We start from the raw sequence: 11854 nt of genomic DNA on the forward strand, positions 1-11854 counted from the left end.
GGAGAGGGGGCCGCCTCCTGGCACGATCGCAGGATCGGAGGCAGCCCCCGGGACCGGTCCAGGACCACGCCGCTGACTGGGCATCGACCGCGTGGCTCGAACCGGTCACGAACCATCCGACAACCTCAACCGCACGTGAGGTCAAGCCGCGCCGTCGAAAGGGGCCGGTGCCGCCACCCACGCGGGACGGCTCAGGAGGACGCCCGCAGCTCCCGGATCCGGGTGATCCGGCCGCGGGCGTCCACGACCAGGTCGTAGGTGTCGCCGTAGCAGGCGTAGGGGAGCTCGGGCTCGCCGCCGGACAGACAGGTGTCGAGGTGGTCCAGGAGGACGGGCAACTGGACCTCCTTGGCCGGCTCGTCGTGCGGGAGGTCGACCAGGGTGGCGGTGGCGTGTGCCGCCAGGGCGAGGTCGACCGGTTCGGCGTCGGGGTGGCAGCCGGGCGGCACCGGGCGGACGCTCAGCCGGCCGTCCCGGACGTCGAGGACCTTGACCACCCGGTGCCCGGCCCCCGTCGTGCAAGCCGTGGGGGAGACGGCGGGGGAGGCGAGGTCGAGGTCGGCCCCGGCCTCGGGGGCCGACCAGTACTCCTCGGCGTCCGGGTAGCCGCCCTCCCCGGGGTCTTCGATGTCGTCGGTGTCCTCGGCGTCGTAGGCGTCGCCGACCTCGTCCGAGGACATCGCCAGTGTCGGGTCCTCGTCGATCGGGGTGCAGGCGGACAGGCCGGTGGTGACGGCGCAGCAGAGCAGCACGGCGAGGAGGAGGCGGCGGGGCGCGGTCATGGGGATGAGTCTTCCAGGAACGTGACCGGACGAGACACCCGCGTACACGTGGAATCCGTCCGACCGGTTCCGCTTCACCGCCACCACCGCCCCGGAGCACTTTGCAAAGTCCCGACAGCACTTTGCAAAGTGCTGTCGGGGTGGCGCTCCCGCTCCACCGTCTCCGCCGGCCACCGCCCCCCACTGTTTCCCTCCCGGACGCACGACCGCCCCCGCCGGGCGTGCGGGCCCGGCGGGGGCGGAGGACAGAGGGCGGAGAGCGGGGGAGCGGGGGAGCGGAGGACGGGGAGCGGGCGAGCGCGGCTACGCCGCCACCGGGTGCGCCGGGTCGTAGGCCCGCCGCGCCCGCTCCTGCGCCTGCGGCCCGGCCCGCAGGTGGTCCAGGCCGAGCAGGACCGCGCCCAGCACCGGCGGCGCGACGACCACCCGGGGCTCCGCGAGCGGCGCCTCCCGCGCCAGGCGGGCGGTCAGGTTGTCCAGCAGCAGCGACTGCCGGGCGGCCAGCACTCCGCCGCCGAGCACCACCGGGGTCGGCGTGTCCAGCAGGTCGAGGCGGCGCAGGGCGACCAGCGCGAGCCGGGCGATCTCGTCGGCCTGCCGGTCGATCAGCTCCAGTGCCGCCCGGTCGCCCTCCCCGGCGACCGCGAACAGCACCCGCACGATCTCGTGCAGCCGGGCGAACGGCAGGTGCCCGAGGTGGACGGCCTCGGCGACGGCGACGGCGCTGGGCAGGCCGAAGTGCTCGGCGATCGCGGGCGCGAGCGCGGTCGGCCCGCCGCGCCCGTCCTCCGCGCGGACCGCGTGCCACATGCTGCTGACGGCCAGGCCGGAGCCGCCGCCCCAGTCGCCGGTGAGTTCGCCGAGGGCGGGGAAGCGGGCGGTGCGGCCGTCCGGCAGCAGTCCGACGCAGTTGATGCCGGCGCCGCAGACGACGGCGACCCCGCGCGGGCCGTCGGTGCCGGCCCGCAGCAGGCCGAAGGTGTCGTTGACCACGCTGTTGCTGACGCCCCAGGGGTGGGACTCCAGCGCCACGCGCAGGCCCTCCTCCTCGACCGGGAGGTCGGCGTTGGCCAGGCAGGCGCTGACGTGGCTGGTCAGCGGGCCGGTCCAGCCGGTCAGCCCGGCGGCCGCGGCGGCCTCCTCGACCAGCGGGGCGAGGCCGGCCACGGCGGCGACGCCACCGGTCTTCTGCGGTGTGAAGCCGCCGCCCCGGGCGGAGCCGAGGACACGGCCGTCGGCGCCGACGAGGGCGACGTCGGTCTTGGAGTTGCCGGCGTCGATGGCGAGGACGCCGGGCAGGTGTGGTTCGGGCTGGTGGGTCATCGGGTCCCCGCGGCTCGTCGTACGTGGCCCGGCCGGGGGTCTTTCCCGGCCGGGGATGGCTTCTCCTTCCGGCGTCCGCCGGGCGCCGGCCGCCGGGCCGCCGGTGGCCCGGCCCGCACTCCCCCCACGGGGTGCGGGCCGGGGGTCCGGGGGCCCGTCCGGCGCCGGGACGGGACCGGCGCGGAGGCCGGGCGGGTCAGGCCCAGGCGAGGTGCTCGCGGTTGTGGGCGAGCAGCCGGTCCGTGAGCCGGTCGGCGAGTTCGATCTGGCCGACCAGCGGGTGGGCGAGCAGTGCGTCGAAGACCCGGTCGCGACCGCCGCGCAGGGCGGCGTCCAGGGCCAGGTGCTCGTAGGAGGTGACGGCGGCGACCAGGCCGGCGTACAGCGGCTCCAGCGGGCGCTGCGGCAGCGGGCGCACGCCCGCCGCGTCGACCTCGGCCGGCACCTCGATCACGGCGTCGTCGGGCAGGAACGGCAGTACTCCGTCGTTGCGGGTGTTCACCACCTGCACCGAGGTCCCGCCGCCGGTGCCGAGCAGCGCGGCGATGAGCTGCACCGCGGCCTCGGAGTAGAACGCGCCACCGCGCCGGTCGAGCAGCTCCGGCTTGGTGTCGAGGGCCGGGTCGGCGTACAGCTCCAGCAGCTGCCGCTCGATCTCGGCGACCTCGGCGGCCCGGGAGCCCTTGACCTTCAGCTCCTCCACCACCAGGTCGTGCTGGTAGAAGTACCGCAGGTAGTAGGACGGCACGACGCCGAGCCGCTCGACCACCCGCTGCGGCAGCCGGATGTCGTCGGCGATCTCCTTGCCGAAACCGGCCAGCAGCTCCGGCAGCACCTCCCGGCCGCCGGTCGCGCCGGGCGCGTCCAGCAGGGTGACGCCGCGCTCCCAGCTGAGGTGGTTCAGGCCGACGTGGTCGAGCCGGACCAGCTCCGGGTCGACGCCGAGGTGCTTGGCGAAGCGGCGCTGGAAGCCGATCGCCACGTTGCACAGGCCGACGGCCTTGTGGCCGGCCTCCCGCAGCGCGCGGGTGACGATGCCGACCGGGTTGGTGAAGTCGACGATCCAGGCGTCCGGGTTGGCGCGGCGGACCTTCTCGGCGATGTCGAGCACCACCGGGACGGTGCGCAGCGCCTTGGCGAGGCCGCCCGCGCCGGTGGTCTCCTGGCCGACGCAACCGCACTCCAGCGGCCAGGTCTCGTCCTGGTTGCGGGCGGCCTGTCCGCCGACCCGCAACTGCAGCAGCACCGCGTCGGCGTCCGCGACGCCGGCCTCGATGTCGGTGGTCGTGGTGACGACCGCGCCGTGGCCCTGCTTGGCGAAGATCCGCCGGGCCAGCCCGCCGATCAGCTCCAGCCGGTCGGCGGCCGGGTCGACGAGGACGAGTTCGCCGATCGGCAGGGTGTCGCGGAGCCTGGCGAAGCCGTCGATCAGCTCTCCGGGGTGTACGTCGAACCGCCGCCGATGATGGCCAGTTTGAGTGCGGACATCAGCCCTTGACCCCTGTCAGTGTCACGCCTTCGATGAAGGCCTTCTGTGCGAAGAAGAAGAGGACGATCACCGGGGCCATCACCAGCAGGGTGGCGGCCATGGTGAGGTTCCAGTTGGTGTGGTGGGCGCCCTTGAAGGACTCCAGTCCGTAGGAGAGGGTCCAGGCGTCGTGGTTGCTGCTGGCGTAGATCTGCGGGCCGAAGTAGTCGTTCCAGCAGTAGAAGAACTGGAACAGCGCGACGGCGGCGATGGCCGGCTTGGCCATCGGCAGGACCACCCGCAGCAGGGTGCGCAGTTCGCCGCAGCCGTCGATCCGGGCCGCCTCGATGTACTCCTTGGGGATGGTCAGCAGGAACTGCCGCAGCAGGAAGATCGAGAAGGCGTCGCCGAAGGCCATCGGGATGATCAGCGGCCAGAGCGAGCCGCCGAGGCCCAGCTGCTTCGCCCAGAACAGGTACATCGGGATGATGGTGACCTGCGGCGGCAGCATCATCATCGAGATGACCGCCATCATCGCCAGGTTGCGGCCGCGGAAGCGGAACTTCGCGAGGGCGTAGGCGACCGGCAGGCTGGAGACGACGGTCAGCAGGGTGCCGGCGAGCGCGTAGAGCAGGGTGTTGCGCCACCAGGTGAGGAAGCCGGGGGTGTTCCAGACCTTGCCGTAGTTGCCCCAGTTCCAGGAGGTGGGCCAGTAGTCGGTGGTGAGTGCCTGGCTGTCGGTCATCACCGAGGTGAGGAAGACGAAGACGAACGGCAGCAGGAAGAAGAGGCCGGCGGCGATCGCCAGCGAGTGGACGGCCACCCAGTTGAGCAGCGCGCGCCGGCGGGCGACCCGCTCGGCGGCGGTGACGGGGCCGCGGGTGACGCCCCGGCCGGTCCGCTTCCCGGGTGCCTCGGAGGGGAGGGTCGAGCTGAGAGTCATGATCGTGTCCTCACTGGGCCGCTAGTCGTCGCTGGCCATGAAGCCGGACTTGCGGCGCATCAGCACCGAGGTCACGGCCATCGAGATGACGAACAGCACCAGGGCCACGACGCACGCCGCGCCGTAGTTGAAGCGCTGGAAGCCGAGGTTGTAGACCATCTGCGGCAGGGTCCAGGTGGAGCCGTTCGGGTAGCCGGGCTCGAACTGCTGGCCGGAGTTGCCCGCGTTGCCGGCGGCGACCCTCCCGGCGACGAAGGCCTGCGTGTAGTACTGCATGGTCTGGATGACGCCGGTGACCACCGCGAACATGATGATCGGCGAGATGTTCGGCAGGGTGACGTAGCGGAACCGCTGGAACGGGCCGGCCCCGTCGAGCTCGGCGGCCTCGTACTGCTCCTTCGGGACGTCCAGCAGGGACGCCATGAAGATGACCATCAGGTCGCCGACGCCCCACATGGCGAGCAGGGTGAGCGCGGGCTTCGACCAGTTCGGGTCGGCGAACCAGCCGGGCTGCGGCAGCCCGATCTCGCCGAGGAAGTGGTTCACCGGGCCGGTGCCGGGGTTGAGCAGGAAGGCGAAGGCGACGGTGGCGGCCACCGGCGGGGCCAGGTACGGCAGGTAGAAGGCGGTCCGGAAGAAGCCGACCCCGGACTTGATCTTGGTGATCAGCATCCCGATGCCGAGACCGAACGCCACCCGCAGGCTCACCATGACGACGACCAGCCACAGGGTGTTGCGCAGGCCCTGCCAGAACGCCGGGAGGTCGTTGAAGACGTAGTCCCAGTTCTTCAGGCCGGTGAAGGTGGGCGAGCCGAAGCCGTTGTACTTGGTGAACGAGAAGTAGATCGTCGAGATCAGCGGGTACAGGAAGAAGACGCTGAAGCCGATCAGCCAGGGGGAGAGGAAGGCGAGGGTGCGGGCCGCCGGGGCGGCGCTTCCGGCCCCCTTGCGGGTGGCGGACGCGAGTGACATGGGAGCTCCGAGGACGGGCCGGGCGTGCGGGGTGCGCGCTACTTGGCCTGGGCGATGGCGGCGTCGATCTCCTTGGCGGTGGCGGTGAGGCCGGCCGTGAGGTCGGTCTGCTTGCCGGACTCGTAGTCGTAGCCGAGGTTCTGCACGGAGACCAGGTAGCCGCCGCCGTTGACCACGGCCGGCGTGGTGCCGGAGCTGGCGTGCTTGGCGATGTTCACGAAGGTCTTGAAGTTCTCGTCGGCGATCAGCTTCGGCGACTCCAGCGCGGCGAAGGTGCTCGGCACGTTGTGGATCGCGTTGGCGAAGGAGACGACCGCGTCGGTGTCGGTGGTCAGGAACTTCACGAACTCCCAGGCGGCGGCCTGCTTCTTGCTGGTGCTGGCGATGCCGACGATGGTGCCGGTCTGGTAGCCGCGGCCGTAGGTGTCCTGCTGGTCGTCCGGCACCGGGAACGGGGCGGTGGCCCACTCGAAGTCCGGCTTGTCGGTGGCGAGCGAGGCGGTGCGCCACTCGCCGTCGATGGCCATCGCGACCTGGCCGGTGTGGAACGGGTTCTTGGCGCTGAACTCCTCGCCGAAGGTGGCGCGGTACTTCTCCAGCTTGTCGTAGCCGCCGAGCTTGTCGACCATGCTCTTCTGCCACTTCATCATCGCGGCGACCTTCGGGTCGGTGGCGACGGTGGACTTGCCGGCGGGGTCGAAGTAGGTGGGGCCGTACTGGCCGAGGAAGTGCTCGGTGGTCGACTCGTAGCCGTGGTAGAGCGGCATGAAGCCGAGCTGCTTGTAGCCGTCGCCCTCGGGGACGGTGAGCTTGTTGGCGACCTCGGCGAACTCGGTGAAGGTCTTCGGCGGGGCGGCGATGCCCGCGTCGGCGAAGGCCTTCTTGTTGTAGTACAGGCCGAAGGCGTCGCCGAGCAGCGGCAGGGAGCACTGGTTGCCCTGGAACTGCGTGTAGTTGAGCATCGCGGCCGGGAAGGTCTTGGCAGCGTCGATGCCGTCCTTGGCCAGCAGCGGCTTGAGGTCGACGAAGGCCTTGGTCGAACAGAACATGCCGACGTTGTTGGTGGTGAAGGAGGACACCACGTCGGGGGCGTCGTCGCCGCCGGCCCGCAGGGCCTGGTTGACCTTGTCGTCGGCGATGTTGCCGACGGCCTTGACGTGGATGTTGGGGTGGGCCTTCTCGAAGGCGGCGATGTTGTCGTTGATCGCCTTCACCTCGGAGTCCTGGCTCCAGCCGTGCCAGAAGGTGATCGTGACGTCCTTGCCACTGGCGGAGTCGTCGCTGCCGCCGCCGTCGCTGCTGCCGGTGCAGGCGGTGGCGAGCAGGGCGAGGACGGCGCTGCCGGTGACCGCGGCGAGCGTCCGGCGGCTTCTGCGGGCGGGGGAGGTGGTGGATTGCACTTCGAGGTCCTCCTGGGGGTGCCGCGGGCAGGCGTCATTGCCTCGGGTCCCGCGTTCGGGATGGGGAGAGGTGGGTGCAGGGTCGAGCGGTGCAGGCTGTGCGTCGGGCCTGGGGCGGTGCGTCGGGCTGTGTGTCGGACGTCAGTGGGTCGAGAAGACCGCCTCGCGGGCGGCGGCCAGCGCGCGGGCCAGCGCGCCGATCAGGACGGGTGAGCCGGTCAGCGCGCTGCCCCGGACCTCGGGCCGGGCGGGCGAGATCCTGGCCAGCTCCTCCTCGACCAGGGCCCGCAGCCGTTCGCCGCCGGCGGTCGGGACCCCGCCGGAGAGCACCACCAGCCGGGGGTCGACGACGGCGACGATCACGGCCAGGCCCACGGCCAGCCGGACGGCCAGTTCGGTGAGGAAGGCGTCTCCCGTGCCCGGGGTGGCGAGGGCCCGGGCGACCGCCTCCTCGGCGGTCGGCGCGGCGAACCCGTGCTCCTTGGCCAGGGCCCGGACGGCGGGGGCGCCGACCAGTTCCTGGAACCCGCCGGAGTTGCGCCGGCGGACGTCCCGGACCGGCGAGCCGGGCACCGGCATGTAGCCGACCTCCCCGGCGCCGCCGGTGAAGCCGCGGTGCAGCCGGCCGGCGATCACGATCGCGGCGCCGGTGCCCTCGCCCGCCCACAGCAGCACGAAGTCCTCGAAGCCGCCGGCCGCGCCGGAGGACTGCTCCGCGACGGCGGCGAGGTTCACGTCGTTCTCGATCGTCACCGGCGCGCCGATCGCCTCGGCCAGCCCCTCGACCAGCCGGGGCGCGTGCCAGCCGGGCAGGTGCGAGGCGTAGCGCAGCTTGCCGGTGACCGGGTCGGGCGCGCCGCCGACGCCGATCACCACGGTGTGCAGCGCGTCCTCGGCCAGCCCGGCGGCGCGGACCGCCTCGGCGACCGCGGCGGCCACCCGGGGCACGGTCGCGGCGGCCTGCCAGCCCTTGGTGGGGACGACGTGCTCGGAGAGGGTGGTGCCGCTGATGTCGGCGACCGCGACCCGGACGTGGCTGTTGGTGACGTCCAGTCCGGCGACGTAACCGGCGGCGGGATTCACCTGGTACAGCTGCGCGTTGGGCCCCGGCCCGCCGGCCGTGGTCCCCACCGGCAGCACCAGCCCGGCCGCCTCCAGCCGGGCCAGCAGCTGGGAGGCGGTCGGCTTGGAGAGCCCGGTGAGAGTGCCGATCTGGGTGCGGGAGAGCGGTCCGTTCGCCAGCAGCAGTTCGAGCGCGGCGCGGTCGTTGATGGCCCGCAGCAGGCTGGGAGTGCCGGCGAGGGGGGCCTTGGTGTGGCTTCTGGTCACGCGACGATCCTCCTCCTCGGGGCGGCCGGTATTCCGGTCGGACCAGCGGCGAACTGTTAGGAAACTTTCCAGTCGCTTGGGACAGGACCGTACGGGCCCCGTCAGCGGAGTGTCAATGGCCCTTCGCACGGAGGATGCCGACTCGTTACCGGACGGCCTCCGGGCACTGCGAAACCCCGCCCGTCGCCGCTTCGGCGCGGCCGAAGCGGCGACGGAATTCGCGGTAGGGCCGATGTGCGTCAGCAGACCGACGAGCCGCAGTGCCACGCTGAGCAGAACCGAACGAGGGAGGGTCAAGTGCTCCAGCACCTCATCACGCAGGACGACAGCCTGCGTATGGTCCCCACCGACCGGAACGAGCTGGCCGCCGCGGTCGGCCGACTGCGTGAGGAACTGCGGGCCTCGCCCGAGGAGACCGACCCCGCGCGTACCCGGGCCCTGACGAGATGGATCGGCCTCGGCGAGATGTGCCTGGGCCACCATGAGGACGCCCGCACGTTCCTCCGGCAGTCGCTCGACCTCGCCACGGCGATCGGCAGCACCGGAGCGGTCGTCGCCACCGGGCTCAACCTGGCGGACGCGCACCGCTACGCCGGTGACGTGCAGGCGGCGGACGCGCTCTACCGCAGCGCGCTGAACACCGCGCGAAGCCGGCACCCGGAACTCCTCGACTTCGCGCTCCAGCACACCGGCAAGCACCTGATGGAGCGCGGCGACCTCGCGGAGGCCAGGAGCCACCTGCAGGAGGCCCTGGAGCTGCGGATCGCCAAGGGGAACACCGAGCTGGTCGAGTCGACGCAGGCGGCACTCGACCGGGTCGAACTGCTGCTCGGCGGTGCCGCGGCAGCGGCACCTAGGGCCTGACACCCCGCCCCCGGGCAGTGCGGAGCCCCGTCCCCGAGCGGCTCGGGGACGGGGCCCAGGTGGCGTTGCGCCCGAGGTCAGGGAGCCCTGGTCGGGTCGACCGGTGCGGACGGTGGCGCCGGGATCGGCGTCGCCGCCTTGTAGCCCGCCGAGGACGGGTCGGCCAGCGCGGACGGCGGGGCCGGGTCGGTGCCCGGCGCCGGCGCCGCGGCCGTGCTCAGCACCATCGCGGCGGCCGTCCCGGCGGCCGCGCCCGCGGCGACGGCCGGCGCGACCTCCTCCTTGACCTTGATCCCGGCCTCGTCGAAGACCTCCTTGAGCCGCTGGCGCAGCGCCCGCCCCACGCTCAGCGACTTGCCGGGGGCGGTCCGCGCCTCGACCCGCAGCACCACCGAGTCCGCCGCGACCGACTCCACGCCCAGCACCGAGAACGGCGCCCAGACCAGCTCGTCGAACGGCGACTCCTTGGCCAGCGTCTCCGCGGTGTCCTTGATCAGCGCCTCGACCCGCTCCAGGTCCTCCTTGTAGCCGACCTGGACGTCCACCGAGGCGGTCGACCAGCCCTGGCTCATATTGGCGATGCGCTTCACCTCGCCGTTGCGGATGTACCAGATCTCGCCACCCGCGCCGCGCAGCTTGGTCACCCGCAGGCCGACCTCCAGCACCGTGCCGGTGGCCACCCCGGTGTCGATCTCGTCGCCGACGCCGTACTGGTCCTCCATGATCATGAAGACCCCGGAGAGGAAGTCGGTGACCAGGTTGCGGGCGCCGAAACCGATCGCCACACCGGCCACACCGGCGCTCGCCAGCAGCGGCGCCAGGTTCACCCCGAGCGCGGACAGCACCATCAGCGCCGCCGTGCCCAGGATCGAGAAGGACGCGACGCTGCGCAGCACCGAGCCGATCGCCTCGGCCCGCTGCTGGCGCCGCTCGGGGTTGACCACCCCGGTGTTGGCCAGCAGCCCGCCCAGCCGGCTGGGCTCGTCCTCGTTCTCGCCCGGCCGCACCATCCGCGTTATCAGCTGGGTGATCACCTTGCGCACCATCGCCCGCAGCACCAGGGCCAGCACGATGATGAAGACGATCCGGACGCCGCTCGCCAGCCAGTCCTGCCAGTGCGAGTCGAACCAGCTGGCGGCCTGCCGGGTGGTGTCGGAGACCTCCTGCGCGCTGGTCGGGATTCTGAGGTCCGGCAACTCCGGGGCCGTGGGAGTCGGGGACGGCGCGGGCGTCGAGGCCGGCGTCGTGGTGGACGCGTCGGCGAGGAGGCCGGCGACACCGGAGCGGAACACGTGCGGGACCTTCCTGCAGGGGTCGTGACCCGGTCCGCCGCCGCGGTGCCCACCCGGGGTTGGCACGCCCCTGGCCTGCGGACCGTCTGCCTACCCTAGCCGCCGTCCGACCGCGGGCTTGACACGCCGAACGGGCCGGGCCGGCCCGCCGCAGGGCGTGCGCACCCCTCCGGACGCCCCGTCAACGCCCCGCACGCCGCGTTCCGCGCTGCTCCACCTGGCCCAGCGACAGCCCGTCGGCGCCCCGGCGACACCCCGGAGGGGCACCGGAGTGCAACTCGCGCTTCCCCCGGGCATACCGGGTATGACAGAACCCACACCCGGAGTTCACATCCGGTCCGTTACACAGGAGTGGTGGCGCCGTACAAAGGCGTAAGGCGACACTGGGGTGGATCACGCACCCGTTGCGTGATCGAACCGCTCGTCCCGGCGCGAGCCACGCGCCGCAGGCGTCCAAGGAGGCATCCGTGCCGCATGTCCTGGTCCTCAACGCGTCCTACGAGCCACTCGGCGTCGTATCGATGCGCCGCGCACTCATCCTCGTCCTCAATCACAAGGCGGTCAGCCTGGAGGACTCGGGGGTCACTCTGCACAGCGCCACCAGCGCCCTTCCGGCGCCGTCCGTCGTCCGACTGACCCGCTTCGTCCGGGTCCCGTTCTGCGGGCCGGTCCCGCTCACCCGCCGGGCGCTGTTCGCCCGCGACCACGGTCGTTGTGTCTACTGCGGGGCCGCCGCCACCAGCGTCGACCACGTCATCCCGCGCAGCCGGGGAGGCCAGCACCGCTGGGACAACGTGGTGGCGGCCTGCCGCCGCTGCAACCACACCAAGGCCGACCGCCACCTCACCGAACTCGGCTGGCGGATGAAACGACCACCCGCGCCGCCCAGCGGCCTGGCCTGGCGGATCATCGGCACCGGGATCAAGGACCCGCGCTGGCGGCCCTACCTGGAGCCGTACGGCGGGAACGACCAGCTGCGCGCCCCGCAGTGGGGCGAGTACGAACACCACGACCATACCGACCCGGCCCACCCGGTCCCACTCGGCCGGGCCCACGCCGGCCACCCCGCCCCCGTCCGCCGCGGTGAGCACTCGGAACCGCTCTCCGCCTGAGTCCGCACCACAAGGGCTTGCCCGTCATATTCCCGGTACGCCTCATGGGCCGCCGCGCACCCCGCACCGGGGAGCGCGGCGGCCCGCCGTTCGCCCTCGTGCGGGACGGAACAGCTAGGGCTTCGGCCGCGACGGGACGGAACAGCTAGGGCTTCGGCCGCGAACCGGTCGGACTGCCGCTCGGAGTGCCGGCACCGGCACCGGCACCGCCACCCGCGCCCGTGGCGGTCGGGGAGGGGGTCGGCCCGGTCGGGGAGGCCGAGGGGGTCGGCACGGCCGGCGGCGTGGTCGCCGTCCCGCCCCCCGGACCGTCGGTCTGGCCGCCCGACTGCTGGCCGCCGCCCGGCTGCCCGGTCGGCGGCGTCACCG

At 72.7% G+C, this 11854-nt stretch carries 9 protein-coding genes and 1 pseudogene; 2 read left to right on the forward strand and 8 right to left on the reverse strand.

Annotation, left to right across the window (positions count from 1 at the left end; all coding sequences use genetic code 11):
* Nucleotides 1-191: 191 nt before the first annotated feature.
* From VR45_RS33105 to VR45_RS33135, 7 genes and pseudogenes are all read right to left on the reverse strand, one after another.
* The gene (locus tag VR45_RS33105; RefSeq protein WP_045943594.1) at nt 192-782 is read right to left on the reverse strand and encodes a hypothetical protein; all 591 of its coding nucleotides are present in this window, start codon (nt 780-782) and stop codon (nt 192-194) included.
* 303 nt (nt 783-1085) lie between these two features.
* Nucleotides 1086-2105 (reverse strand): BadF/BadG/BcrA/BcrD ATPase family protein, encoded by a 1020-nt coding sequence (locus tag VR45_RS33110; RefSeq protein ID WP_045943595.1) that lies wholly within the window; start codon nt 2103-2105, stop codon nt 1086-1088.
* 196 nt (nt 2106-2301) lie between these two features.
* Nucleotides 2302-3593 (reverse strand): annotated as a pseudogene (locus VR45_RS33115) (6-phospho-beta-glucosidase).
* On the reverse strand, nt 3593-4516 hold the full coding sequence (locus tag VR45_RS33120) for a carbohydrate ABC transporter permease (RefSeq protein WP_045943596.1): 924 nt from the start codon (nt 4514-4516) through the stop codon (nt 3593-3595). The pseudogene VR45_RS33115 and the gene VR45_RS33120 overlap by 1 nt, the downstream one beginning before the upstream one ends.
* A 21-nt stretch (nt 4517-4537) precedes the next feature.
* Nucleotides 4538-5488 carry a sugar ABC transporter permease gene (locus VR45_RS33125; protein WP_045943597.1) on the reverse strand — a complete coding sequence of 317 codons (951 nt, stop codon included), beginning with the start codon at nt 5486-5488 and terminating at the stop codon, nt 4538-4540.
* A gap of 38 nt (nt 5489-5526) precedes the next feature.
* Nucleotides 5527-6888: an ABC transporter substrate-binding protein gene (locus tag VR45_RS33130; RefSeq protein ID WP_078897065.1), complete on the reverse strand. Its 1362-nt coding sequence runs from the start codon at nt 6886-6888 to the stop codon at nt 5527-5529.
* A gap of 141 nt (nt 6889-7029) precedes the next feature.
* Nucleotides 7030-8217 carry an ROK family transcriptional regulator gene (locus VR45_RS33135; RefSeq protein ID WP_045943598.1) on the reverse strand — a complete coding sequence of 396 codons (1188 nt, stop codon included), beginning with the start codon at nt 8215-8217 and terminating at the stop codon, nt 7030-7032.
* A gap of 297 nt (nt 8218-8514) precedes the next feature.
* On the opposite strand from VR45_RS33135, the gene VR45_RS49365 reads away from it, so the two are divergent.
* The gene (locus VR45_RS49365) at nt 8515-9081 is read left to right on the forward strand and encodes a tetratricopeptide repeat protein (RefSeq protein WP_045943599.1); all 567 of its coding nucleotides are present in this window, start codon (nt 8515-8517) and stop codon (nt 9079-9081) included.
* A gap of 77 nt (nt 9082-9158) precedes the next feature.
* Here VR45_RS49365 and VR45_RS33145 read toward each other — a convergent pair whose 3' ends face one another.
* A complete protein-coding gene (locus VR45_RS33145; RefSeq protein ID WP_078897070.1) occupies nt 9159-10373 on the reverse strand; it encodes a mechanosensitive ion channel domain-containing protein in 1215 nt (404 codons plus the stop codon).
* A gap of 467 nt (nt 10374-10840) precedes the next feature.
* Between VR45_RS33145 and VR45_RS33150 the strand changes: the two genes are divergently transcribed.
* Nucleotides 10841-11485 (forward strand): HNH endonuclease, encoded by a 645-nt coding sequence (locus VR45_RS33150; protein WP_045943600.1) that lies wholly within the window; start codon nt 10841-10843, stop codon nt 11483-11485.
* Nucleotides 11486-11854: the final 369 nt, after the last annotated feature.

The organism is Streptomyces sp. NRRL S-495, from assembly GCF_000966955.1.
In the GTDB taxonomy this organism is placed as follows: domain Bacteria; phylum Actinomycetota; class Actinomycetes; order Streptomycetales; family Streptomycetaceae; genus Kitasatospora; species Kitasatospora purpeofusca.

Excerpts from the sequence above, each read along its gene's own strand:
- VR45_RS33125 (WP_045943597.1), bottom strand. The coding sequence starts at position 5,488 with ATGTCACTCGCGTCCGCCACCCGCAAGGGGGCCGGAAGCGCCGCCCCG.
- VR45_RS33120 (WP_045943596.1), bottom strand. The coding sequence starts at position 4,516 with ATGACTCTCAGCTCGACCCTCCCCTCCGAGGCACCCGGGAAGCGGACC.
- VR45_RS33105 (WP_045943594.1), bottom strand. The coding sequence starts at position 782 with ATGACCGCGCCCCGCCGCCTCCTCCTCGCCGTGCTGCTCTGCTGCGCC.
- VR45_RS33110 (WP_045943595.1), bottom strand. The coding sequence starts at position 2,105 with ATGACCCACCAGCCCGAACCACACCTGCCCGGCGTCCTCGCCATCGAC.